Raw genomic sequence first — 25,325 nt, 5'->3', positions numbered from 1 at the left:
ATTCTTATATTTCATATAAAAAGAGGGCTTTGATATATCAGAGCCCCCTACTATCACTGTTTAAATCCACACAATTGTCATAAAGGCTAATATTGTTAATAAACCAATTAACAATCCAGAGTACAAGAAGAAACTCGCCGCTTCATGCCCTTTATGACTCATATGCATGAAATAATATAACTGAAATATAACTTGAATGACTGCTAACAATAATATAAATGGAACCGAAAAAATCGGGCTAAATGTTTTCGGATATGCCACCGCTGCAAATGCAACTAATGTTAAAAAAATCATTAGTGAAAATGTAACAACTTGGTGCTTCATTTCCTCTGCACTTTTTCTCTTCCGATAAACAAGATCCACCTTAGGATTATTCGTTTGCTTAACCGCCATTGTTTATCCCACCATTCCCATCAAATATACTACAGTGAAAATAAACACCCAAACTACGTCAATAAAGTGCCAATAAATTGATGCAACATAAAACTTTGGTGCGTTGTATAAATTTAAGCCTCTCTTCGCGTTTCTAAAGATTAATGTTAAAATCCAACATAATCCAAACAACACGTGGAGCCCGTGTGTACCAACAAGAGCATAAAATGCAGAACCAAATGCACTACTTCTCATAGTATGCTTAAATTCATGCGTATAATGATAAAACTCATATATTTCAAACCCCAAAAATCCTAAGCCAAGCAACACTGTTACAAGTAACCAAAGTTGCATTTTCTTAAAGTTAAAATTTTTCATATGATACATTGCGTATACACTCGTTAAACTACTTGTTAACAAAAGCATCGTCATAATGAAAACGAGTGGCATTTGAAACATCTCTTGAGATGTTGGTCCACCATTTGTAGAGTTCTTTAACGCTAAATATGTGCCAAATAAGGAAGCGAACAACACTGTTTCGCCTCCAAGAAATAACCAAAAACCAACAAACTTATTTTTCCCCTCAAGGGTTGCTTTTTCAGGCTCTGCTGGAAATGTTTCATTCGTTAATTTCTCATCTACATGCATTACGCCTTGCCCCCCTTATCATCTAAATCTTCCTTATGAATATGATATCCATGATCATCAATTACTGAACGAAGGAACATTGTACCAAACGTAATGATTAAACCGATAATCGCTACTAATAACCAAAATTTATCTTTGCCACCCTGCATATACATCGCACCGAATGCTGCTATGAATAAGCCTAGAGAAATGATAAATGGTGAAAATGAAGCATTTGGCATATGAATATCACCAACTGGTTCCGCTGCTGTCATCTCTTTATTACCTTCACGTTTTTCAATCCAAAACGGATCTAACCCGCGAACAAATGGCAATTGTTTAAAATTGTATTCCGGTGTAGGTGCTGGCATTGTCCATTCTAATGTACGTCCATCCCATGGATCACGGCCAGCCTTCTCTTTTGATACCGTTGTTTTTATTACATTGAATAAAAGAACAATCGTTCCAAGAGCCATAAACACAGCTCCGATAGAACTAATCATATTCCCCATTTCCAACCCTTGGCCCTCAAGATATGTGTAGTAACGACGCGGCATACCGATTAGACCTAGGAAATGCTGAATAAAGAACGTTAAATGGAAACCGATAAAGAATAACCAAAATGTTATCTTACCTAATGTTTCATTTAATACTTTATTAAACATAAGTGGCCAATAATAATGCGCACCTGCAAGTAAACCAAATACAACACCACCAACAATTACATAATGAAAGTGTGCTACTACGAAATAGTTATCATGAAACTGATAATCAGCTGGTGCAGAAGCAAGCATAACACCTGTAACTCCACCCATAACGAAGGATGGAATAAAAGCTACCGCCCACATCATTGGTGTTGTAAACCTAATACTTCCACCCCACATTGTAAAGAGCCAGTTAAATATTTTAATACCCGTTGGAACTGCAATCGCCATTGTTGCAACCGAGAAGATAGCATTTGCAACAGGCCCAAGACCAACAGTAAACATATGATGCGCCCATACCATAAATCCTAAAAACCCTATTAATACTGTCGCGAACACCATAGAGGAATAACCGAATAATCGTTTTTTCGAAAATGTGGCGAATATTTCTGAGAATATTCCGAAAGCTGGGAGTATAAGAATGTATACTTCCGGATGACCGAAGATCCAGAATAAATGCTCCCATATAATCGTGTTCCCGCCTAGTGCCGGATTAAAGAAACTTGTGCCAAATAAACGATCTAACATTAAAAGTCCTAATCCTACAGTTAATGGTGGAAATGCAAATAAAATAAGTGAAGATGTTACAAATGTTGTCCATGTAAACATCGGCATGCGCATGTACGTCATCCCTGGCGCGCGCATATTAATAATTGTAACAAGGAAGTTAATACCTCCAATTAATGTACCAATACCTGATATTTGCAAGCCGAGTACATAAAAATCAACACCATGTCCTTTAGAGGCTAAAGCTAAAGATGCATACGATGTCCACCCTGCATCAGGCGCTCCTCCTAAAAACCAACTTAAATTTAAAAATAATCCACCAAAGAAAAATAACCAAAATCCGAGCGAATTCAAAAACGGGAACGCCACATCACGTGCTCCAATTTGAAGTGGTACAGCGGCGTTCATAAATGCAAACACGAGTGGCATAGCTGCGAGGAAAATCATTGTTGTACCGTGCATCGTTAATACTTGATTATAAGCATCCCCAACAAGAAAAGCATTGTTAGGAATCGCTAACTGCAGGCGAATAAATAGTGCTTCTATTCCACCTATTACAAAAAACAATCCACCTGCAATTAAATAGAGAATGGCAATCTTTTTATGGTCTACTGTCGTTAAATAATCCCATATGACAGCACCCATCCCCTGTTTTTTTGCTACAGAACTCACGTTTTCAACCTCCCCTTCGCAAATGATCCCTCTTTATTTTTCAATCTTTAACGTTTGTAAATATGCATTTAATGCATTAATTTGATCATCCGTTAAGTTGCCATATTTACCAGTCATTTTATTACCTGGTTTCATATTTTCAGGATCTTTGAGCCATTTTTTTAAGTTCTCTTCATTATTTTCGGCAATACCAGCAACCATATCGCGATCTGCGAAGTTTGCTAAGTTCGGTGCGATACGAGCAGAAGGTGGTCTACTATCATTTGATCCAACTGCATGACAACCAATACAGCTTTTATTAAATATTTCTTGACCCTCTTGCGCCTTTGTAGAAGCTACTTCTTTTTTTCCATCAATCTTCTTCATGTCAGCAAGCCACTTTTTGTACTCGCTTTCATCCAGAGCTTTCACTTTGAACTGCATTAAAGAATGTGATGGGCCACAAAACTCTGTACAAAAACCATTATAAGTGCCCGATTTATCTGCCTTTAACCACATTTTGTTTACATTATCTGTATTTGTATCCATTTTCCCAGCTAAAGATGGAACCCAAAACGAATGTTTAATATCGGCACCCTTCAAATTCAAATACACTTTCTTACCTGTGGGGATAACTAAATCTTGAGAAGTTACTATTTTTTCTGATTTATAAGAAAATTCCCACCAATAAAGATTCGCTGTTACATCAACAACGATAGTATCTTTATCAATATTCTTTTTCTCCATCGCACTTACATCAGCAAGCTTGAATGTATATGTAACAGTCGGAACAGCCAAGATTAACAAAAGAATAATCGGAATGACTGTCCATATAATTTCTAGTTTGTGATTTCCTTCAACTTGCTCTGGAATATAATCTTCCTCACCCTTTTTTTGTCGGAAACGCACAATTACATATAAGAAAATAATAGTAACTACAAGTACTACTCCTACCATGATTGCACTCGCTAGCAAGAGCAAATCATATTGCATTTTTGCTACTTCCCCTTGCGGAATTAAAGTAGACTGAAAAGCTTTACCGCATCCCCCTAACAGTAAAGCCAGCAGTGAAACGAACGAAAGCAGTCGCCACTGTTTCTTCATACAAACAACCCCCACTTTCTTTGTGAATTAGATTGTACTTTATAGTTAAGTAAAGTAAATCTCAACGTAAAGAAATCCAATCATGTCGTTGTCTTAGAAGAATGTAACTACAATCATTGACACAAATAAGATTGTTAAGTAATTCAGGGAATAAACAAACATTTTTACGGACCACTTGATGTCATCTTGCTGACGGAAGCCATAAAGCCCTAATGCGATCCATCCGATGTTAAGCAATGTTGCAATTACCATGAATGTTATTCCAAGTCCACTCATATAAAATGGTAGTGGTAATAAACATACTGTCCAAATCATAATCTGACGTTTCGTAATATCAAATCCCTGTACAACAGGAAGCATTGGGATTCCTGCATTTCGATATTCATCAACACGCTTCATCGCTAATGCGAGGAAATGTGGGATTTGCCAAATAAACATAATTAAAAATAACATCCAAGCAATTGGATGATTTAAAGACGGATCAATTGCCGCCCATCCAATTAAAGGTGGAACTGCTCCTGATATACTACCTACAACAGTATTTAACGTATATTTTCTCTTCGTCCATAACGTATATAAAACAACATATGTGAAGGCACCAATAAATGAGATTAACACTGCCATCGGTGTAGTAAGTAATAAAAATGCAAAGCCAAGAAGTAAAATTACAAGTCCAAATGCAAGTGCAAAGCCAGGTTTATATTTACCTGTTACCGTTGGACGATTTTTTGTTCTTTCCATTAATGGATCGATATCTCGGTCAATGTAGTTATTTAAACAACATACCCCTGCCATAATTAATGCCGAACCAACGATTGTGAAAAATAACTTATCTAGATTGTCCATAACACTCAATCCATTAAAATGTAAAGCCAACCAAAATCCTGTAAATACAGTAAGTGTATTTGAGTTTACAATCCCCATTTTAACGAGCGCTGATAAATCTTGTAACCGAGTTGTTTCCGGTACAATTGAAACAGCTGACTCATCATGCAGCTCACTTGTTGCATGGTTCATCACTTTAACCCCCTCTTAAACCTATCATCTTTCTAAGCATATATTTCATGTGAAATATTTCGCTTCTATATAGCAATATTATTACAGTAGAAATATTGTTAACCCATTCTACTACTAATCTACGCCCATACTCCAATATATTAAATCACATTTCCCGAACATTTTGTGAAGAAAACATGAACTTTTTGTGTCAAACATTAAAAAACTTTATTCTAATTTATCCTTATCATAACATGATGTTATCTTCTATAATAAACTATTTTGTCATATTTAGCATGTATTCTCCCCATTTCTTTTCAAAACAGCCTGAATTCCTCCTAAAATATGTATTTTAAATCCCATTTTTTTCTTTATAATACGTACGTTGTCCTCGCCCTCCATTTCTTTGCTATTTTATTATTTTTTATATATCATAGGACTGTAGCACGTTTTATTCTATACATAATGGAATGAAAATATTTCGCAATAACTTCATAGCAGAAAGATGGTGAAAGAGATTGCAACGCTTTATTAAATGGTTAGCAGTCATTACAAGTCTCGATTTATTAGTAGTTTTACTAGGAGGCGCTTTAGTTACAAAAACGGGTTCAGGCCAAGGATGCGGCAAATCATGGCCTCTTTGTAACGGTGAATTTGTTCCATCTAATTTATCAATGGAGACTATTATTGAGCTAAGTCACCGCTTAACATCTGGATCAGCCGGAATCCTTGTTACTCTTCTTTGTATCTTGTCCTGGAAATATTATAAACATGTGCGCGAAACAAAGACGTTAGCAATTTTATCCTTCGTATTTTTAGTTGCACAAGCATTAATGGGGGCGGCGGCGGTTGTTTGGGGTCAAATGCCTGCTGTATTAGCTATTCATTTCGGTATTTCCTTAATTTCATTTGCTTCTGTCATCTTGTTAACGTGTCTTATTTTTGAAATTGATCAGAAATTTGATGCACGTTCACTTATTATGGACAAAAAAATGAAATTTCATATTTATGGTGTAACAATTTACAGTTATATCGTTGTCTACACAGGAGCTTTAGTACGTCACGAACGAGCTACCTTAGCCTGTCCAGACTTCCCTTTATGTAGCAAAAGTAGACCTATGCCAACTCAACTACATGAGTGGGTTCAAATGGGACATAGAGTTGCAGCGATGTTAATTTTCGCTTGGATACTATATGCGATGATTATCGCTATTCGCCATTACAAGCAGCAGCGTGTAGTATACTGGGGATGGATTATTTCATTTATCCTTGTTACACTTCAAGCTATAGTAGGGATTTTGGTCGTATTTACAAATGCTAGTTTAGCAATGGCATTATTACATTCGCTCTTCATTTCTTGCCTGTTTGCTGTACTATGCTATTTAGTTATGATAGGTACAAGAAGTACAGTCAATGCAAAAGAAACTGAATCAACTTCTAAGCAAACAAAATAAAGTAAAACTATAATACCTTGCCAATTCGGCAAGGTATTATTTACACACAAAAAAGAGCTGCTTTCGCACAGCTCTTTTTCTTTATTTTAATGATCTAATTCAATGAGTAAATCTCCCGTTTGAATTGCATCCCCATCATTTACATATACTTTTTTCACTTTACCACTAAATGGCGCTTGAACCGTCGTTTCCATTTTCATAGCTTCTGTAATTGCCATGGAATCACCTTTTTTCACTTCATCGCCTTCTTTTACAACTACTTTAATAACAGTTCCCGGCATCGTTGCGCTAATATGATTTGGATTTTCACGATTCCCCTTCACACGCTGTGCAACAGTTGATTTCACGTTTTCATCTTTCACTACGATTTCACGCGGTTGTCCATTAAACTCCAGGTAAAGCACACGATTTCCATCTGGCTGTGGCTCCCCAATGGAAACTAGTTTAACCATCAATGTTTTACCTTGCTCGATTTCCACATCAATTTCTTCACCAAGTCTCATACCATAGAAGAATGTCGGTGTATCAAGCACAGATACATTTCCATAAATCCCAGCAACTTTTTCGTAGTCCATAAATACTTTTGGATACAATGCATATGCGACTACATCAAAAATTGTTACTTCGCGTCCAAGTTTGTGGAATAACTCTTCTTTTAAAGCATCGAAATCTACTGGTTCTAATAATTCACCCGGTCTTACTGTTAATGGCTCTTTCCCTTTTAAAATAATTTTTTGTAATTCTTTCGGGAAACCACCATATGGTTGTCCTAAATCTCCAGAGAACATTTCAACAACAGATCCTGGGAAGTCCATAGCATGTCCACGTTCTAAAATATCTTGTTCTGTTAGGTGATTTTGAACCATAAATAATGCCATATCACCGACAACTTTAGATGATGGTGTTACTTTTACAATGTCGCCAAACATATCATTAACACGGCGATACATCACTTTAACTTCATCAAAGCGATCTCCTAAGCCAACCGCTTTTGCTTGTTGTTGAAGATTACTATACTGTCCACCCGGCATTTCATGCATATATACCTCTGTGTGAGGAGCATTCATACCACTTTCAAATGGAGCATAATATTTTCGTACATCTTCCCAATAATGAGATAGTTTTTCTAATGAGTCTATATTAACATCTGGCTGTCTTTCGTTTCCACCTAACGCATAGTATAGTGTATTCGCACTTGGTTGTGACGTTTGACCAGCCATTGAACTCACCGCTACATCGACAATATCAACACCTGCTTCAATTGCCTTCGTATACGTTAAAATACCATTTCCGCTCGTATCGTGTGTGTGCAGGTGAATTGGAATCGACACCGTCTCTTTTAATGCTGAAACTAAATCATATGCTGCGTTTGGCTTTAGTAAGCCCGCCATATCTTTAATTCCTAAAATGTGAGCTCCTGATGCTTCCAACTCTTTTGCTAAATTTTTATAATAATTTAAATCATATTTACTGCGTAACGGATCATGAATGTCTCCTGTGTAACACATTGTTGCTTCTGCAATCTTACCAGTATCTCGTACAGCATCAATTGCAACTCTCATGCCTTCTACCCAGTTTAAGCTATCAAAAATACGGAACACATCAATTCCGGCTTGCGCGGAACATTCTACAAATTTTTGAATTAAATTATCTGGATAGTTTTTGTATCCAACTGCGTTTGAAGAACGAAGTAACATTTGGAATAAAATGTTTGGCATTTTTTCACGAAGATCTAGTAATCGTTCCCATGGATCTTCTTTCAAGAAACGATATGCAACATCAAACGTTGCACCGCCCCACATTTCTGCTGAGAATAAGTTTGGTAACATTCTCGCTGTCGGCTCTGCAATGTGATGTAAATCTTTTGTACGAACACGAGTTGCAAGTAATGACTGATGTGCATCACGGAATGTTGTATCAGTTAAAAGTACACGCTTTTGATCTTGTACCCACTTTACTAATCCATCCGCTCCACGCTCATCCAAAATTTGTTTCGTTCCATTTTGCATTGGCTCTGAGTGTATCACATTTGGTATACGAGCATCTGGGAAAATTGGTTTCTCTTTTTTCCCTACTCCAGGGAATCCATTTACTGTTACTGTACCAATATAATTTAACATTTTTGTTCCGCGGTCTTTACGTTTCGGGAACAAGAATAGTTCAGGTGACGCGTCAATAAATGAAGTGTCATATTCTCCTGATAAGAAGTTTTTATGTTTTACTACATTCTCTAGGAATGGAATATTTGTTTTAATACCACGAATACGGAATTCTTTTAAGTTACGTTCCATTTTTGCAGCGGCTTGTTCAAAAGTAAGTGCCCAAGTAGTAACTTTTACAAGTAAAGAATCGTAGTACGGTGTAATAACTGCACCTTGGAAACTATTACCTGTATCAAGACGAACACCAAAACCACCGCCTGATCGGTACGCCATAATCTTTCCTGTATCAGGCATAAAGTTATTAAGTGGGTCTTCTGTTGTTACACGAGATTGGATTGCAAATCCATGCACAACCACTTCCTCTTGCTTAGGAACACCTACCATTTTGCTATGTAATGCATGTCCATCAGCTATTAAAATTTGCGATTGAACGATATCCACTCCTGTAATCATCTCTGTAATCGTATGTTCAACTTGAACACGTGGGTTTACTTCAATGAAGTAAAACTCATCACCTTTTACAAGGAATTCTACCGTTCCAGCATTTAAATAATTTACATTTTTCGTTAACTTTACTGCAGCATCACAAATACGCTGACGCAAATCATCTGAAAGCGACACGCTCGGTGCAATTTCAACTACTTTTTGATGGCGTCGTTGTACAGAGCAATCACGCTCATACAAATGAACAACATTACCTTCTTCATCTGCTAAAATTTGTACTTCTATATGTTTAGGTTTTTCAACGAATTTTTCAACGTACACTTCATCATTACCAAAGGCTGCTTTTGCTTCTGATTTCGCGCGATTATACGATTCTCTTAACTCTTCACTAGCACGTACAATACGCATACCGCGACCGCCGCCACCAAGGGATGCTTTAATAATAATCGGGTAATCATACTTTTCAGCAAATTCTTCAACTTCTTCTATTGAATTTACTGGACCATCACTACCAGGAATAATTGGAATTTGTGCTAGCTGCGCTTGTGTTCTTGCTTTAACTTTATCTCCAAACATGTCTAAATGCTTACTTTTTGGACCGATAAAGATAATCCCTTCTTCTTCACAACGTTTTGCAAATTGAATATTTTCTGACAAGAAACCATATCCAGGGTGGATTGCATCTACATGATTACTTTTCGCAATCTCAATAATGCCTTCAATATCTAGATAAGCATCAATTGGCTTTTTCCCTTCCCCAACTAAATAGGACTCATCGGCTTTATAGCGATGATAAGAACCGCTATCCTCTTTAGAATAGATCGCAACTGTGTTTAATCCAAGTTCTGAACATGCTCGGAACACACGAATTGCTATCTCTCCACGGTTAGCTACCAATACTTTTTGAATACGTTGCAGCTTTGTCATGATTTTCCCCCTCTATTTTCCTACCACTCTAGAGATAAAATACATACACACTCTAAAGAGCGTGAAGTTCTTCACTTTCTACATTATATTATACTTAGAAAGCTTCACTTTATTTTTATCCATCATACCTTATTTTTCAACAAATGATAAGTTTTCTGATCGATTTGTTTCACAAAAATAGTATAGCATACCTCTTCCTTTTCTAACAACAATATTGTATATCACATTCACTTAAATGTAATATACTTTTCGTTTTATAACAATCAATATTGTATCACATTTAAAATCTAACAAAATAAAAAACACATTGAACTCTAGAGCTCAATGTGTTTTTTATTTTACAACAACAAGATGCGGTCCACCTTGTTCTATTTCGTTAGTCAATTTGTTTTGTTGTTTCTCTTGTCGTTTTACATAACTAGCAATATTTAACAGTATACCCATTGCAAGTAAATTAGCCAATAAAGAACTACCACCATAACTTATAAACGGTAATGGTACCCCTGTAAGCGGTATTAACCCAGACATACCACCAACATTTATAAAAGTTTGAACTCCAAACAAACTTGCAATTCCAATTGCTATTAAACTTCCAAACGGATCTCTGCACTTTTGTGCAACCCTAAATGCCCGAATAATAATAAGTAGTAAACAGATTAAAATGACAGCTACGCCTATAAATCCAAGTTCTTCAGATATAATTGCCATAATAAAATCTGTTTGCGGTTCTGGTAAGTATCCATATTTTTGCACACTGTTCCCTAACCCTCGACCATTTAGCCCTCCTGAAGCAATTCCAATAAAAGAATTTATTAATTGGAACCCATCATTTTGAGGATCGTTAAATGGATCAAGAAAAACTGAAAACCGAGCTTTTTGGTACTGACTTAACTTATAGTTCCCAATAAAATATAACGCTGGAATCCATATTATAGACGTTAAGAGGAATCGCTTTATACTTAAATTAACATTAACTCCTGAACAAAAGAACATAATCAGTACAGTTCCACCTATTAGTATATCGGTCCCTAAGTCATTTTGAAGTAAAATTAATCCCATCGCTCCACCGACAACAGCTAGAGGAGGAATTATCCCTTGTACAAAAGCTGTTTGCGTTTCTTGTTTCTTAGCAAAAAAGTTTGCTAGCGTAATAATAACCGTTATTTTCACAAACTCAGCTGGTTGTATACCTAATATCCATCCTTTTGCACCATTTATGACCTGACCGAAAAGAAAGGCTGCTGCTAATAGACCAATACTCCCTATTCCCATTGCGATCAAAACTATTCGCTTTCTCCACAACTTATAAGGAATGGCAACTATAATCGCTAACATTATCGTTCCAACAGCTAGAGCAAATAATTGTTTTTTAAAAAAGTAATCTGCTGGCCAGTTATGTCTCGACGAAATCGCAACAATGGAACTAGAACTATATACCATTATTACTCCCAGCACACATAAGATAACAAGAGGAAGTAATAAGGAATAATCCATCGATTTCCATACTTTTTTCATTTCATTTCCTCTTTCTGTTTCAATTTAATTATTGTTGTATTCCATATGTATATAGGTTCTTCCTTCTTTATTATACAAATAAAAAGCCCAAACTATTTCAGTTTGAGCCCCCTTATTTGAACCCGTTATTGTTGTTTGTTTGTAAATGCTTCATGAAGTGCAGACAACTCACGTTCGAGCTCTCCTAACATTGCTTTCCCTTGTTCTTCTCCAATAAGATCAAGGCGAACCGCAAAATCGACCTCGCGGGATAGTCCAAACATTTGTGTGTCTAAAACTTCTTCATATAATGGACATTGCGGCATTGTAAGATTGTCCATTTGTACCTTAATAAGTCTTAAAATCTTCTCTGCATCCGCTTGTAGAAGGGCTAGTGCCTTTTCCTGATGATTTGATACTGTCTCAGACGCCAAATTGATTCCCTCCGTTTCCGTCCTACTCTCTCATATCTATTAATATTAGCGATAGTTTTAATAAATTGCAATAGAAACATTTTTTGTGACAACAGTGCCTAATACTATTATACTGAAAAGTGGGAGTATAACACAAATGGGGGAACAACAATGAGCGAAATTTTATTTATTAATGGAAAAGTTCGTTTTCCAATCACTATCGATCCAACTGTATGGATTTTCGATGATCGAAAAATAGATTTGACAACTTACTTTGATGAAACTAGAGAAGACTCATCCGAATTAGAAACATACTTAAAACATACTTCAGAGCATTGGGATCGCGAAATCCGTGATGGTGCTGCCTTCCCGCCAATACAACAAAGTGTAAAGAAATATAAAAAAGAACAGCTTATTAACGGGACATTTGGCATACCACTTCATCCATTTCTAAAAAATGCTGAAATTTTAGAAGATGCTACTCATGTCGAAATTGCAACCACAGACAATACAATTACACTTCCGTTAGAAACAGCCCATAAAGCTATTCTCGGTTTTTCAAAAGAAGGTAAACCATTACGAGAAGACGGGCCTGTTCATCTATATTTCCATGATGGATCTAATAGACAAAATCCGATTCGTAACATCCGTAAATTTACAATCATTTAAATTGTATAATTAAAAGGCAAAAAAGGAGTGAGCTTAAGCTCACTCCTTTTTATAATAAATCCGCTGCTAGTTGTGCTAAATTAGAACGCTCTCCTTTAACAAACTTTACATGACCACTAATACGTTGTTCTTTAAACTTCTCTACAACATATGTTAAACCGTTATTATATTCATCTAAATACGGGTGATCAATTTGCTGAGGATCCCCCATTAATACAATCTTACTTTTTTCGCCTACCCTTGTTAATATCGTCTTTACTTCATGCTTCGTTAAATTTTGTGCCTCGTCAATTATAATGAATTGGTCTGGAATACTTCTCCCGCGTATATAGGTAAGCGCTTCTACTTCAATCGAACCCATTCCAGCTAAAATAGCATCTAGCTCCCCAGGCTTTTTCGTATTGAATAAATACTCTAGATTATCAAAAATCGGCTGCATCCACGGTCTTAATTTTTCCTCTTTCTCTCCTGGTAAATAGCCTATATCTTTCCCTACCGGTACAATTGGTCTCGCGACAAGTAGCTTTTTATATAATCCTAAATCTTCCGTTTGCATTAGTCCCGAAGCTAATGCAAGTAACGTTTTTCCTGTACCGGCTTTCCCTGTTAACGTTACAAGTGGAATATCTTCCCGAAGTAGCAATTCTAATCCCATAATTTGCTGCACGTTTCGTGGGCGTATCCCCCACACTTGTTCATTGTGAAAAATAAGTTTTTTTACCTTCTTACCTAAATGATCCACAATCCCAAGTGCAGAACTAGAACCCCCTAGTGCATCTTTCATTACAACAAACTGATTTGGATAAAAAGGATGATTTGCGATTTCAGATAAAGGCAGTTCACCTTTTTCATAAAAATAATCTAACTGTTCTTTTGATATATACCCTTCTAAAAATCCTGAATATATATTTTCCACTTCGATTACTCGGTCACTTAAATAATCTTCGGCCTGCAATCCGATTGCATCAGCTTTTACCCTTACGAGTACATCTTTACTTACTAAAATAACTGATTTCCCGTCCTCTTTTTCTTGTTCTTCTAAAGAGAGGTTTTTCGCTACCGCTAAAATTCGATTATCATTTGTTTTTTCTACAAAAATATCTTGCAGTTGAACAAACGAGCGATGATTTAATTCAATACGAAATGTACCGCCGTTTTCTAACGGAATACTTTCATGCAGCTTCCCTATTTCGCGAAATTTGTCGATTAACTTAGATACATAGCGAGCATTTCGTCCTACTTCATCCATATAACGTTTTTTCGAATCAACCTCTTCTAATACAACTGCTGGAATCACTACTTCATTTGTTGCAAATGAAAAAATAGATAAAGGATCCTGCAAAAGTACATTCGTATCTAACACATAAATTTTATCCAACCTGTTACCCCCTGACTCCACTTTTAAATTTGTAGAACAAGGGTTTCATCCATAAAATATGGACGAACCATTGTTATAATTATATGTACCGTAAAAACGAGGTAGAATCGAAACTCATAGAAATTAAACCTTTTCTTTATTTTTTATTCATTTCTATTCAATATATTACTTTTTATTATAATTTTTCACATTAAATCACAATACTCACTTGTAAAAGTTTATGAACGATGTTCCTATTCATCTTCTTTATAATTCTTTCATTCCTACTAATACTTGGTTATCAAGCTTTTTAGCTGCTCGAAGATCATATGTTTTTTCATATGTTGGTTCAGTAGCAAGTTTCGCACCATAAAACATAACATCACGAACTTCTTGTACATTCACTTCTACTACCGTTAATTTTAGAGGAATCCCTTCCATTCTATCTGTTAAAATTTTACTTTCACCACTTATGGAAAATACGGATTCATTCGCCATTATAGTCAATACAACCCCTGCACTATGCCGTATATTCCCCACAATACGTGAGCGTTGATCTACCGCAAATCGAATACTAGTTTCACTCACTGCATATACCCAAGAAATAGCACTTACGTTAGGAATTTGTTTTTCGAAATCTGTTGTTGCTATCATAACGATACACTCTTTACGCAAAGATTGTACTAAATCACCTGTCAATGTAGGCTCAACTACATTCGCCATATTTCCACCTCCAAATATTATTTATATATCCTTATCATAACCTATTTTTCGAATTGCGAAAATATTATTTTTTCCCGCTATTATTCAAAAACATTATGCTTCCATGATATACTTATACTGATAGAATTCGTATTGAGGTGACGAAATGAGAGTCAGATGTATGATTTGTGATAAAAAAGATATGTTAGATGACGAAAATCCTATGGCAAAAAAACTGCGTAATCGCCCTATTCATACATATATGTGCATGGAATGTACGGAACGCATTGCAGAGCGTACTATGAAACGCCATGCAAGTGGTAATTTCCGATTATATCGTGATAAAAAAGTAGAAGACGATTGGTAAACCGTAAATAAGTCCTTAATCATATAGATAAGGACTTATTTGTATTTTTCTGGTTCACGATTCATCTGATCCAAAAAACAATCAATGGCTTCTACTGGAAATCTTGCACACCTTATTTCTCCATCAATTTCATATGTAATTAAATACATTTCCTCGTTCTTTTCCACTTCTACATTTCGTAATTTATGCTCTTCATATATCATATTTCGAAATAATACATACGTTTCTTGTGCAGCGCTATCATCTGGACGCGCTTCCGCAACCGTTTTAATTGTTAACCAATTATATAGTGCATCTTGTACCGAGCGCATGAAACTCCCCCTTTTCACCCTGCCTTTTGTTGTTTCGCTTGACGTAAACGTAATCTATAAATTCCAAGTACAATCGCCGCTACAACGAGCCCCTCTCCAACTGGTAAAAAAACTGCAAAGAAAGTTAATACCGTGCATCCAATTGCTAAAGATATGTATATTACTATATTTTTTAGCACTGATAGCTTCCTTGCAAATCCTAAATTATATACAAGTGCACTCAATATAATAATTGTTCCATAAAGTAACCACATCCCTAGTTCTGGATTTTCATCAACTTTGCACAATTTCGCGAAAAATGACATTCTTTCTAACACTATCTTTCCTCCCTTCTCATAAAAACAAATTTTCTTTATGTACTTAATACAAGAGTAACTCGCAAAAAAAATACTGTCCACAAAAAAGAATAAATATTCTAAAAATAAACAAAATAAAAAAACAACTACCTTTTATAAAGGTAGTTGTTTTTTTATTTTTACGCTTCTACAGATTTCTTTTTCTTAGCAGCTCTTTCGCGCTCACTCTTATCAAGAATCTTTTTACGTAGACGAATTGATTCTGGAGTTACTTCACAGAACTCATCATCGTTTAAGTACTCTAATGACTCTTCTAAAGTCATTAAGCGTGGTTTTTTCATTGTTGAAGTTTGATCTTTCGTTGCAGAACGAATATTCGTTTGTTGTTTCATTTTTACAACGTTAACTGTTAAATCATTCTCACGTGTATGTTCTCCAACGATCATACCAGCATATACTTCTGTACCTGGTTCAACGAAGATTACACCACGGTCTTCAACTTGCATAATACCGTATTGTGATGCTTTTCCTGCTTCAAGTGAAACTAGAACACCTTGACGACGTCCACCCACTTGTCCAGCATGTACTGGTTGGTAGCAATCAAATGTGTGGTTTAAAATACCATAACCACGAGTTAATGTTAGGAATTCTGTTGTGTAACCAATTAACCCACGTGCTGGAACCATGAAAGTAAGGCGAACTTGACCGTTTCCGTTATTCACCATATCTAACATTTCACCTTTACGTGCGCCCATTGATTCCATAATAGAACCAGTGTATTCTTCAGGAACATCGATTTGTACGCGCTCTACAGGCTCACTTCTTACGCCATCGACATCTTTAATAATTACTTCAGGCTTAGATACTTGTAGTTCATAACCTTCACGACGCATGTTTTCAATTAAGATAGATAAATGTAACTCTCCGCGTCCAGATACGATCCATGCATCAGGAGAATCTGTATTATCTACACGTAAACTTACATCTGTCTCTAATTGTGAACGAAGACGCTCTTCAATTTTACGAGAAGTAATGAATTTACCTTCACGACCTGCAAATGGGCTGTTATTTACAAGGAATGTCATTTGTAATGTTGGCTCATCAATACGTAATAATGGTAAAGCCTCTTCATGCTCAACCGGACATACCGTTTCACCTACGTTAATGTCTTCCATACCTGAAACAGCTACTAAATCTCCAGCTTTTGCTTCTTCAATTTCTTGACGTTTTAATCCAATGTAACCAAATAATTTAGTTACACGGAATTGTTTTACACTTCCGTCAACTTTCATTAATGCAACTTGTTGTCCTACTTTCATTGTACCGCGGAATACGCGTCCAACCCCAATACGACCAACATAGTCATTGTAATCAAGAAGTGCTACTTGGAATTGAAGTGGCTCTTCGCTGTTATCAATTGGTGCTGGAATATGTTCAATGATTGTGTCAAACAATGATTTCATATTCTCTTCTTGATTTGCTGGATTTGAATCTAAGCTTGCTGTTCCGTTCATTGCTGATGCAAATACAACTGGGAACTCTAATTGATCTTCGTTTGCACCAAGTTCGATGAATAAGTCAACTACTTCATCAACTACTTCATCAGGGCGAGCGAAGTCACGGTCAATTTTGTTTACAACAACGATTGGAGTTAAGTTTTGCTCAAGAGCTTTCTTTAAAACAAATCGTGTTTGTGGCATACAACCTTCATATGCATCAACTACAAGTAGAACACCATCAACCATTTTCATGATACGTTCTACTTCTCCACCGAAGTCAGCGTGACCAGGTGTATCTAAAATGTTAATTCTTTTATCTTCATAGTGAATCGCAGTATTCTTCGCTAAAATTGTAATACCACGTTCTCTTTCTAGATCATTTGAGTCCATTGCGCGTTCTTCAATATGTTCATTCGCGCGGAACGTCCCCGCTTGACGTAATAACTGGTCAACAAGTGTTGTTTTACCATGGTCAACGTGGGCAATAATTGCTATATTTCGTAAATCTTGTCGTTTTTTCAACATGTCCAACTCCTAATGTCTTTTTAATCCTTCTCTATTATAAGAGCGAAGGGGATACAATGGCAATCAAAATAAAATCAAGAATGAAAATATAGTTGTATTCTTACTTTTGTGAAAGTAAAATAAGATTGGAGGGTGAAGAAATGGAACACATTCAATATCGCTTTTTATTAACAGCAATTATCGGTGTTATCTTCTTAATTGGTATCGGAATTATGATTGCTGAAAATAGTCCCATCGGCATTATTATTTGCATTATCGGCACATTTGTTACAGTTGGATACGGTTTTGTAACAAAAAGAAAAATGCGTAAATCGCAATAACATTAAAAAGTAAGAAGCTTCTTTATGCCTCTTACTTTTTTTCATTATTGCGATACAAATGGTAATAATTCTTCGTATACTCCTGGTTTTGCCACTAACACACTGCTTTTCTCTACAATAGAAAGAGGCGTTCCCAAGAACGTTGTCACTTTACCGCCAACTTCCTCTACAATAATCTGTCCCCCGCCAAAGTCCCATGGCGATAAGCGCGGTGTTACATATGCGTCTAATCTTCCCATGGCAACATATACCATTTCTAACGCTGCACAACCATATGACCTCGTACCTCTCGCCTTCTTAACGAGCATCATCATTTTTTCCATATTAAGCAATGGATTATCAGTAAGCCATATCGCATTCAAAGCTATAACTCCATGCTCTACCGTTCCTTTTTCCAACATGGGAATAGCTAAATCATTGCAAAAAGCCCCTTCTCCCTTTACCGCATGATATAGTTCGTCATGAACTGGATCATAAATAAGACCAATCTTTCCGATACCGTTCTCATAAATCCCGATTGAGATTGCGAAATTTCTTTTTTGATGAACAAAGTTCATCGTGCCATCAATTGGATCAATTAACCAAACAACCCCATTAGAAGAGGTAATCTCATCTCCATAGCCTTCTTCTCCTAAAATATTATGATGTGGGAATGTTTCTTTAATTTTCCCAATTAAAAACTGCTCCGTTTCTCGGTCCATATTTGTTACTAGATCAGCTGCATTTGACTTTGTTTCTATAATAAGTGTTTTTTTCAGTGACGCCATTAATTGTTCTCCGGCTTCTCGAATCCACTGTTTCGCGTGTGTATCGATGTCTTTCCATACTTCTTGCATGTTTAAACACTCCGATCTATACTGTTCACAGAAAAAACGAACCCTTTATAAGGTTCGCACCAACTAATTATTTATACATATACTATTATTACGCTTCTAAACGGATCATTTCAAGTCTTAACACTTCTAATTTTTGTACGCACTCTTCTTTTTTCTGTTTGTCGTTATCCATCATCGCATCATATAAAGTTGCTAATTCATAATCTAGCTCCAAACGTAGCACCGGAATTCTCTTTTCAGCATCTGTTCTCTTTAACGCATTAATCACCTGTCTCATTTTTTTGCCTCCTCCCAATATTCGTCTGCCCTCGGACTAGAATTGATTCAATTTTCTGATTTTTTGTTTTATACTATACTATGTTGGATAAATCATCTATGCAACAAAATTATATTTTTTTATTTAAATTTTTTTGTGATGTTTTTTTTATGAATAGTACAAGCTATGCTAAAATTAAAACAAAATAGGAGTTGGAGGAACAATCATGACACTACAAACATTCACATCAACTGATTTTGAAGTCTTTACTGTTGATGGTCTTGAAGAACGAATGAGCGCAATTAAAACGAATATTCATCCTAAGCTAGAAGCTTTAGGGGAACAATTTGCAGAATATTTATCACAACAAACTGATGAAAACTTTTTCTACCATGTAGCAAAACATGCACGCCGCAAAGTCAATCCACCAAACGATACTTGGGTTGCTTTTTCAACAAATAAACGTGGATATAAAATGTTACCACACTTTCAAATTGGTTTATGGGGTACTCACGCCTTCATATACTTTGGTTTAATCTATGAGTGTCCACAAAAAGTGGAGACGGCTCACGCCTTCTTAGAACATTTAAATGATTTAAAAACAAATATTCCAAATGACTTCGTTTGGTCCATTGACCATACTAAACCAGGTGTAAAACTACATAAAACGCTTGAAACGGAAGACTTACAAAAGATGATTGAACGTTTAGCTACTGTGAAAAAAGCAGAGTTATTAGTCGGTATTCATATATCACCAGAGGAGTTTTCAGCAATGACCAACGAACAATTCCTTGCTAAGATTGAATCTACGATGCAACCACTCCTTCCTTTATATGCACTTTGTAATCGATAGTAGAAAACGGACAATTTATATTGTCCGTTTTTAGTTGTTATCACATTATAGCACTTTGCATTTTAATTTTCAAAATATTTTTACATTTTTACAATCTTTTTTTCCGCTACTTCTTTTGCTCTTTGAATCGTACGATATATAGAATATCCACTTACTTCTTGAAATTCTTTATCAATTTTTTTCTCCGCTGCCTTCGATGGCACAATCTCTTTAAAACGACGATATAATTCCATCAAATCTTCTCTCAAAACTCCTTTTTCATATACCTTTTCAATCGCTTCATAAAACTTTACAACTGCTACCATTTCTTCATTTGACCAATTGTAATCAAGTGGATATTGATATTCCATTTTTGCACCTCATTCAGTATTCTTTCTTTTTCCATTATGCTACCTTTAAGACAACCTTTTATTCTTCACTATAGCCACTCTGCATTATACACCATTTATCCATTTCAATGGAATTGTCTTCCTCTTTGCAGTATTTAAAATATAACTATTAAACATACTCACCTTGAAAATGCGATTTTTCTATACATCTATAATTATTGGTGATATAATGCTTTTGTTTTATAGAGAATAAAGTGAGACTACCATCCCAAAAAAGGCTTTTGCGAATGGCAGAAAAACAAGTCAAGTTCTAAAAGTTTGTCATCTTAATTTCCTTTTAGAATCAGATGAAATCATATAAAACAAACTCTAATAAATATTACGAAGAAGAAGGGGTGTATAGATTGTCCCAATACGAAACACCATTGTTTACCGCTTTAGTTGAGCACAGTAAGCGAAATCCAGTTCAATTCCATATTCCTGGTCATAAAAAAGGACAGGGCATGGATCCTACATTTCGCGAATTTATTGGGCATAATGCATTAGCAATTGATTTAATTAATATTGCGCCGCTCGATGATTTACATCATCCAAAAGGTATGATTAAAGAAGCACAGGATTTAGCAGCCGCTGCTTTCGGTGCAGATCATACGTTCTTTTCTATTCAAGGTACAAGTGGTGCAATTATGACAATGGTGATGAGCGTGTGCGGTCCTGGGGATAAAATCCTCGTGCCACGGAATGTGCATAAATCAGTAATGTCAGCTATTATTTTCTCAGGTGCAAAACCAATTTTCATGCATCCTGAGATTGATCCGAAGCTCGGTATTTCACATGGGATCACAATTCAATCTGTCAAAAAGGCTCTTGAAGAGCACTCAGATGCGAAAGGCTTACTTGTTATAAATCCAACATATTTTGGGTTTGCTGCAGATTTAGAGCAGATTGTAGAATTAGCTCATTCTTACGATATTCCTGTACTTGTTGATGAGGCTCACGGTGTTCATATCCATTTTCATGATGAACTACCAATATCAGCTATGCAAGCAGGTGCAGATATGGCAGCAACAAGTGTTCACAAATTAGGTGGGTCTTTAACCCAAAGCTCTATTCTTAATGTAAAAGAAGGTCTTGTGAACGTAAAGCATGTCCAATCCATTATTAGCATGCTTACGACTACATCAACTTCTTACATTTTGTTAGCATCCCTTGATGTTGCTAGAAAACGTCTTGCTACAGAAGGAACAGCTCTCATAGAACAAACAATACAATTAGCTGAGCATGTTCGTGATGCTATTAATGCTATTGAGCATCTTTATTGTCCCGGAAAAGAAATGCTAGGAACAGATGCTACTTTTAACTATGATCCTACAAAGATAATTGTATCTGTAAAAGATTTAGGTATTACAGGCCATCAGGCTGAAGTATGGCTTAGAGAACATTACAACATTGAAGTAGAACTCTCTGATTTATATAACATACTTTGTCTTATCACATTTGGAGATACAGAAAGTGAAACAGATACACTTATTACAGCATTACAAGATTTAGCAGCAACATATAGAAATAGAGCAGACAAAGGTGTTCAAGTACAAGTAGAAATACCTGAAATACCTGTGCTAGCACTTTCTCCTAGAGATGCTTTTTATTCAGAAACAGAAGTCATTCCATTTGAAAACGCAGCAGGTCGTATTATAGCTGATTTTGTTATGGTTTATCCGCCAGGGATTCCAATCTTTACTCCGGGGGAAATTATTACACAAGATAACTTAGAGTATATTCTTAAAAATTTAGAAGCTGGGTTACCTGTACAAGGTCCTGAAGATATGACATTACAAACATTACGTGTTATTAAAGAGTACAAGCCTATCAGTTGATAGGCTTTTCTTTCACCTTTTTTCTCTTTTTTTCATACGATACTAAAGAATTTGACATTCCCACCCTAATGGGGCAAGCTGACTAACATCAGTGGGATTCTTGCTACCTAAGGCGAAGTCCATTTCTGGTATCGCTGACGTGCAAGATTGCGGTGTGCCATCACCACTCTCACAACAGACCGTATAGGTTCGTGAGCTACTGTACTATACCATACCGTACAGATTCGTGTTCAGGTGTTTTAGCGTCTTGTTCTTGACGACACATATCATTTTACCGATAGCTTGAATTCGGCTATCGAACTCCCTATGCTATCTTTTTTCAAAGAACACATTGGCGTTTTAAAGACTTGTACTTGTCTGTAGTTAAAGTCTACCAAAATATAAAGTGAAACTTTAATCAGTGGGGTTTTGTTCATCCCCACTGATTATTAGCCTTCACCAATCGGGCGTTTACGGGCAGCAGGGCTCCAGCCGAATTTTGAGGTGGAATTCTTACTGCCCGCAAATAGCGGGATAAATGTTTTTCTATGAAAAAGCGATACTTTCATCCTATGTCTAAAGTCCAATATAGGCTTTCCCGTATCGCGAAATCTGTAACGTATAGGTGGGGATACCATTATGATTGTGATAGGCCGTTCTATTGTACACCCTTATATCACAAATGAATATGAGCCATTTGCAGCTGAAAAACAACAGATTTTATCCATAATGGCGGGAAATCAAGAAGTTTATTCCTTCCGAACAGCCGATGAACTCAGCTTTGATCTTAATTTACGAGTTAATATTATTACTTCCGCGCTAGAACTTTTTCAAAGTGGATTTCAGTTTCGTACGTTTCAACAATCTTTTTGCAACCCTCAGTTTTGGGAAAGAACATCACTTGGCGGATTTCAACTACTCCCAAACATAGCCCCTTCCATTGCCATCCAAGATATTTTTAAAAACGGAAAACTATATGGAACTGAATGTGCCACCGCAATGATTATCATTTTTTACAAAGCATTACTATCATTATATGAGGAAAAAACTTTCAACCGTCTATTCGCAAACCTCTTACTTTATACATGGGACTACGATCGCGACTTAAAGCTCATAACAAAAACGAGTGGCGATATCGTTCCAGGTGACCTCGTTTACTTTAAAAATCCACAAGTTAATCCAGCTACGATTGAGTGGCAAGGAGAAAATACAATCTATCTAGGAAACTTCTTTTTTTACGGACATGGCGTAGGCGTAAAAACGAAAGAGGAAATTATTTATTCATTAAATGAACGAAGGATTCCTTATGCTTTTATTTCAGCTTATTTAACCGATTTTATTACTCGTATTGATAGCCGTATGATGAGTCAATATGCCCCTCCTAACACACCACAAACATCAATAGGATTTATTCCTATTAGAGATGATGCAATTGTTGCAACAGTCGGGCATACAACTACAATCTATTAAAAAAACGCCTACATGTGTAGGCGTTTTTTCTTAATTATTAAGCTTTTGTATGTTCTGTATGGTCACATTCGCAATGAGATCCACATTTCCCATAAAGTACTGTTGATTTTTCATCTTCAAAATGTGCGATTGTTCCTTCACAAACTTGGCATACGATTGTTCCCATTTTCATTTCCCCCTGAGTTTAAAGAATAATCTACTTATATATGATTAAGCTTTCGCATTGTCTCTACTAGCACAGTCACAATTGGAACCACATTTCCCATAAAGTACTGTCGTTTTCTCATCTTCAAAATGTCCGATTGTTCCTTCACAAACTTGGCATACGATTGTTCCCATTTTTCATTTCCCCCTAAGTTTATGGTCCTAAAAACTTTTAGCTGTCAATTTCCTATCAATTATTGGGCTTTTGTATGTTCTGTGTGATCACATCCGCAAGATCCACATTTCCCGTAAAGTACCGTTACTTTCTCATCCTCGAAGTGTGCAATTGTACCTTCACAATCTTGACATACGATTGTTCCCATTTTTCATTTCCCCCTAAGTTTATAATCCCAAAAACTTTTGTAACCGCTTAACTTTCTGTCTTTATTTTAATATGTTATACTTTTTACGTCAATAGGTTTTTAGTATAACACATTAAATATTTTAAAATTAAATTAGTATGCGATATTAACACAAAAAAACAGCCATATCTCATACGTACGACTGTTTCTTGTTAATTATTCTTCATACTCCGCATGCAAAGAAGTAGACGGAACAAGAAATTTAAAAAACTGAGCTAACTCCTCCGCCTCCTCTTCCGATCCTAACTTAAAAGTTTCCTGTATATATGGAACATTTTCTACATCATCTCTCCCAAGCAAAGTAGATCTCCCTGTTTGCATACAAACAATAAGTGGCTTTCCAAAAAACATATTTGTATAAATAACTCCAAAATCATAACGTGTATCATGCGTCATAAATCCTAAAAATCGTACCTTCACACTTTCATGCTCATCATACAATTTTTCAAACATGAGTTTCCACCTTTCTAAATAACACTTCCTACTCATTAATATATTAAACAAAAAAAGTAATACTCCTTTTAATTGTCAAAAAATTCAGTAGGATGTAGAATGATATTATTCTACTAAGCTAAGGGGGAATTTGTATGCAACACGCCTTTATCACACTTGTACCTAAATCCAATCAACAATCTGTTTCAATAGAAGATGTTAAACACCTTTTTCATAACTATAAAACCGTTACTTCCAAGACTGGTGATCAAATTAATTATGCTTATACAAATACAGCTTTTCCTTATGAAATATTAGATACATCAGCAACAACATTAAAACTCCAATCGAGTCACGATCGATATGATTCTATTTATGTTGGGATTGGAATAGAAAAGGAACAATCTTTTATTCAGGTTTCTTTGCCTACTACAGCAACATTTGGTGATAAAGGAAAAGCAAATGAATTTAGCCGTTTTCTAGCGAAGAAATTAGAAGGAGAGTTACAACTATTTAATGGAAGAACAATGTATTTCTATAAACGTTAATTTAAAAAATAGAGAATATGATTAAAAAAAGTATGCAATTTGAACACGTAAGGAATAATGCCTGCTTTCTTACGTGTAATACAAAACATGCAATCACATATGCCAAATAAAGAAATACGAAAAAGAGAATTACTTTATAATGAAACTTATCACCATTCGATAATGTTAATACAATGGAAAAACCACTCCATAATAGAAAATGATAAAATATAACATGTAATATTCTCATGGAACCTTCTCCTTTGACATGCTCTATTTTATTAATATATGGGATTAAG

Annotated in this window: 29 protein-coding genes; 8 read left to right on the top strand and 21 right to left on the bottom strand. The window is 35.8% G+C overall.

Features of this window, described 5'->3' with window-relative positions; translation table 11 throughout:
* Positions 1 to 60: 60 nt before the first annotated feature.
* The 5 genes from ctaF to cyoE all read right to left on the bottom strand — a co-directional run bounded on the left by ctaF (position 61) and on the right by cyoE (position 4,982).
* Positions 61 to 393: a cytochrome c oxidase subunit IVB gene (ctaF, locus tag AC0IXC_RS12140; protein ID WP_002014776.1), complete on the bottom strand. Its 333-nt coding sequence runs from the start codon at positions 391 to 393 to the stop codon at positions 61 to 63.
* 3 nt (positions 394 to 396) lie between these two features.
* Entirely contained in the window at positions 397 to 1,020 is a 624-nt protein-coding gene (gene ctaE, locus AC0IXC_RS12135; RefSeq protein ID WP_000557861.1) for a cytochrome c oxidase subunit III, read from the bottom strand.
* The gene (gene ctaD, locus AC0IXC_RS12130) at positions 1,020 to 2,855 is read right to left on the bottom strand and encodes a cytochrome c oxidase subunit I (RefSeq protein ID WP_002014777.1); all 1,836 of its coding nucleotides are present in this window, start codon (positions 2,853 to 2,855) and stop codon (positions 1,020 to 1,022) included. The genes ctaE and ctaD overlap by 1 nt, the downstream gene beginning before the upstream one ends.
* A gap of 60 nt (positions 2,856 to 2,915) precedes the next feature.
* Positions 2,916 to 3,965 (bottom strand): cytochrome c oxidase subunit II, encoded by a 1,050-nt coding sequence (gene coxB, locus AC0IXC_RS12125; RefSeq protein ID WP_002088304.1) that lies wholly within the window; start codon positions 3,963 to 3,965, stop codon positions 2,916 to 2,918.
* A 93-nt stretch (positions 3,966 to 4,058) separates the two neighbouring features.
* Positions 4,059 to 4,982 (bottom strand): heme o synthase, encoded by a 924-nt coding sequence (gene cyoE, locus AC0IXC_RS12120; protein WP_002033731.1) that lies wholly within the window; start codon positions 4,980 to 4,982, stop codon positions 4,059 to 4,061.
* A 497-nt stretch (positions 4,983 to 5,479) separates the two neighbouring features.
* Here cyoE and ctaA point away from each other — a divergent pair, with 497 nt between their 5' ends.
* Positions 5,480 to 6,415 carry a heme A synthase gene (ctaA, locus tag AC0IXC_RS12115; protein WP_002088309.1) on the top strand — a complete coding sequence of 312 codons (936 nt, stop codon included), beginning with the start codon at positions 5,480 to 5,482 and terminating at the stop codon, positions 6,413 to 6,415.
* A gap of 86 nt (positions 6,416 to 6,501) precedes the next feature.
* Here the strand turns inward: ctaA and pyc are convergent, their stop codons facing one another.
* From pyc to AC0IXC_RS12100, 3 genes are all read right to left on the bottom strand, one after another.
* Positions 6,502 to 9,948, bottom strand: coding sequence for a pyruvate carboxylase (pyc, locus tag AC0IXC_RS12110; protein WP_471652923.1), 3,447 nt, complete (start codon positions 9,946 to 9,948; stop codon positions 6,502 to 6,504).
* 333 nt (positions 9,949 to 10,281) lie between these two features.
* Positions 10,282 to 11,463, bottom strand: a complete 1,182-nt coding sequence (locus AC0IXC_RS12105; protein ID WP_002033727.1) for an FtsW/RodA/SpoVE family cell cycle protein — start codon at positions 11,461 to 11,463, stop codon at positions 10,282 to 10,284.
* A 125-nt stretch (positions 11,464 to 11,588) separates the two neighbouring features.
* On the bottom strand, positions 11,589 to 11,876 hold the full coding sequence (locus AC0IXC_RS12100; protein WP_002190534.1) for an Fpa/YlaN family protein: 288 nt from the start codon (positions 11,874 to 11,876) through the stop codon (positions 11,589 to 11,591).
* Positions 11,877 to 12,026: 150 nt separating this feature from the next.
* On the opposite strand from AC0IXC_RS12100, the gene AC0IXC_RS12095 reads away from it, so the two are divergent.
* On the top strand, positions 12,027 to 12,524 hold the full coding sequence (locus tag AC0IXC_RS12095; protein WP_016100695.1) for a molybdopterin-binding protein: 498 nt from the start codon (positions 12,027 to 12,029) through the stop codon (positions 12,522 to 12,524).
* 49 nt (positions 12,525 to 12,573) lie between these two features.
* On the opposite strand, the gene AC0IXC_RS12090 is transcribed toward AC0IXC_RS12095, so the two are convergent.
* A complete protein-coding gene (locus AC0IXC_RS12090) occupies positions 12,574 to 13,902 on the bottom strand; it encodes a PhoH family protein (RefSeq protein ID WP_002088317.1) in 1,329 nt (442 codons plus the stop codon).
* A 246-nt stretch (positions 13,903 to 14,148) separates the two neighbouring features.
* A complete protein-coding gene (locus tag AC0IXC_RS12085; protein WP_002033724.1) occupies positions 14,149 to 14,604 on the bottom strand; it encodes a PNPOx family protein in 456 nt (151 codons plus the stop codon).
* A 145-nt stretch (positions 14,605 to 14,749) separates the two neighbouring features.
* On the opposite strand from AC0IXC_RS12085, the gene AC0IXC_RS12080 reads away from it, so the two are divergent.
* Positions 14,750 to 14,950 carry a YlaI family protein gene (locus AC0IXC_RS12080; protein ID WP_471652922.1) on the top strand — a complete coding sequence of 67 codons (201 nt, stop codon included), beginning with the start codon at positions 14,750 to 14,752 and terminating at the stop codon, positions 14,948 to 14,950.
* A gap of 35 nt (positions 14,951 to 14,985) precedes the next feature.
* Here the strand turns inward: AC0IXC_RS12080 and AC0IXC_RS12075 are convergent, their stop codons facing one another.
* From AC0IXC_RS12075 to typA, 3 genes are all read right to left on the bottom strand, one after another.
* A complete protein-coding gene (locus AC0IXC_RS12075; protein WP_002033723.1) occupies positions 14,986 to 15,261 on the bottom strand; it encodes a hypothetical protein in 276 nt (91 codons plus the stop codon).
* 14 nt (positions 15,262 to 15,275) lie between these two features.
* Positions 15,276 to 15,578 carry a YlaH-like family protein gene (locus AC0IXC_RS12070; protein WP_000893662.1) on the bottom strand — a complete coding sequence of 101 codons (303 nt, stop codon included), beginning with the start codon at positions 15,576 to 15,578 and terminating at the stop codon, positions 15,276 to 15,278.
* Between the two features lie 158 nt (positions 15,579 to 15,736).
* Complete coding sequence (gene typA, locus AC0IXC_RS12065) at positions 15,737 to 17,581, bottom strand: translational GTPase TypA (protein ID WP_002014867.1); 1,845 nt, start codon at positions 17,579 to 17,581, stop codon at positions 15,737 to 15,739.
* A 140-nt stretch (positions 17,582 to 17,721) separates the two neighbouring features.
* Here typA and AC0IXC_RS12060 point away from each other — a divergent pair, with 140 nt between their 5' ends.
* Entirely contained in the window at positions 17,722 to 17,901 is a 180-nt protein-coding gene (locus AC0IXC_RS12060; protein ID WP_000400127.1) for a DUF5325 family protein, read from the top strand.
* A gap of 44 nt (positions 17,902 to 17,945) precedes the next feature.
* On the opposite strand, the gene AC0IXC_RS12055 is transcribed toward AC0IXC_RS12060, so the two are convergent.
* Both AC0IXC_RS12055 and AC0IXC_RS12050 read right to left on the bottom strand, forming a co-directional pair.
* Positions 17,946 to 18,737, bottom strand: coding sequence for an inositol monophosphatase family protein (locus AC0IXC_RS12055; RefSeq protein ID WP_471652921.1), 792 nt, complete (start codon positions 18,735 to 18,737; stop codon positions 17,946 to 17,948).
* An 88-nt stretch (positions 18,738 to 18,825) separates the two neighbouring features.
* Positions 18,826 to 19,014, bottom strand: a complete 189-nt coding sequence (locus AC0IXC_RS12050; protein WP_002121995.1) for a hypothetical protein — start codon at positions 19,012 to 19,014, stop codon at positions 18,826 to 18,828.
* Positions 19,015 to 19,219: 205 nt separating this feature from the next.
* Between AC0IXC_RS12050 and AC0IXC_RS12045 the strand changes: the two genes are divergently transcribed.
* Positions 19,220 to 19,846, top strand: coding sequence for a YktB family protein (locus AC0IXC_RS12045; protein ID WP_002014864.1), 627 nt, complete (start codon positions 19,220 to 19,222; stop codon positions 19,844 to 19,846).
* Positions 19,847 to 19,926: 80 nt separating this feature from the next.
* On the opposite strand, the gene AC0IXC_RS12040 is transcribed toward AC0IXC_RS12045, so the two are convergent.
* Complete coding sequence (locus AC0IXC_RS12040; RefSeq protein WP_002014862.1) at positions 19,927 to 20,196, bottom strand: UPF0223 family protein; 270 nt, start codon at positions 20,194 to 20,196, stop codon at positions 19,927 to 19,929.
* A gap of 383 nt (positions 20,197 to 20,579) precedes the next feature.
* On the opposite strand from AC0IXC_RS12040, the gene speA reads away from it, so the two are divergent.
* Together speA and AC0IXC_RS12030 are read left to right on the top strand one after the other, a co-directional pair.
* Positions 20,580 to 22,052 carry an arginine decarboxylase gene (gene speA / locus AC0IXC_RS12035; RefSeq protein ID WP_002128878.1) on the top strand — a complete coding sequence of 491 codons (1,473 nt, stop codon included), beginning with the start codon at positions 20,580 to 20,582 and terminating at the stop codon, positions 22,050 to 22,052.
* Between the two features lie 618 nt (positions 22,053 to 22,670).
* Positions 22,671 to 23,501, top strand: a complete 831-nt coding sequence (locus AC0IXC_RS12030; RefSeq protein ID WP_002066931.1) for a protein-glutamine gamma-glutamyltransferase — start codon at positions 22,671 to 22,673, stop codon at positions 23,499 to 23,501.
* A gap of 37 nt (positions 23,502 to 23,538) precedes the next feature.
* On the opposite strand, the gene AC0IXC_RS12025 is transcribed toward AC0IXC_RS12030, so the two are convergent.
* The 4 genes from AC0IXC_RS12025 to AC0IXC_RS12010 form a co-directional block, all read right to left on the bottom strand.
* Positions 23,539 to 23,667: a GapA-binding peptide SR1P gene (locus AC0IXC_RS12025; RefSeq protein WP_002142969.1), complete on the bottom strand. Its 129-nt coding sequence runs from the start codon at positions 23,665 to 23,667 to the stop codon at positions 23,539 to 23,541.
* Between the two features lie 44 nt (positions 23,668 to 23,711).
* On the bottom strand, positions 23,712 to 23,840 hold the full coding sequence (locus tag AC0IXC_RS12020) for a GapA-binding peptide SR1P (RefSeq protein WP_002033839.1): 129 nt from the start codon (positions 23,838 to 23,840) through the stop codon (positions 23,712 to 23,714).
* A gap of 59 nt (positions 23,841 to 23,899) precedes the next feature.
* Positions 23,900 to 24,028, bottom strand: a complete 129-nt coding sequence (locus tag AC0IXC_RS12015) for a GapA-binding peptide SR1P (protein WP_000536778.1) — start codon at positions 24,026 to 24,028, stop codon at positions 23,900 to 23,902.
* A 195-nt stretch (positions 24,029 to 24,223) separates the two neighbouring features.
* Positions 24,224 to 24,520 carry a DUF3055 domain-containing protein gene (locus tag AC0IXC_RS12010; protein ID WP_000462037.1) on the bottom strand — a complete coding sequence of 99 codons (297 nt, stop codon included), beginning with the start codon at positions 24,518 to 24,520 and terminating at the stop codon, positions 24,224 to 24,226.
* Between the two features lie 134 nt (positions 24,521 to 24,654).
* Here AC0IXC_RS12010 and AC0IXC_RS12005 point away from each other — a divergent pair, with 134 nt between their 5' ends.
* Positions 24,655 to 25,047 (top strand): DUF1885 family protein, encoded by a 393-nt coding sequence (locus AC0IXC_RS12005; RefSeq protein WP_002014853.1) that lies wholly within the window; start codon positions 24,655 to 24,657, stop codon positions 25,045 to 25,047.
* A gap of 1 nt (position 25,048) precedes the next feature.
* Here AC0IXC_RS12005 and AC0IXC_RS12000 read toward each other — a convergent pair whose 3' ends face one another.
* Positions 25,049 to 25,276, bottom strand: a complete 228-nt coding sequence (locus AC0IXC_RS12000; RefSeq protein WP_002088334.1) for a hypothetical protein — start codon at positions 25,274 to 25,276, stop codon at positions 25,049 to 25,051.
* Positions 25,277 to 25,325 lie beyond the last annotated feature (49 nt).

The organism is Bacillus sp. AC266 (assembly GCF_979253805.1).
This window is presented reverse-complemented; position numbering and strand designations above follow the sequence as displayed.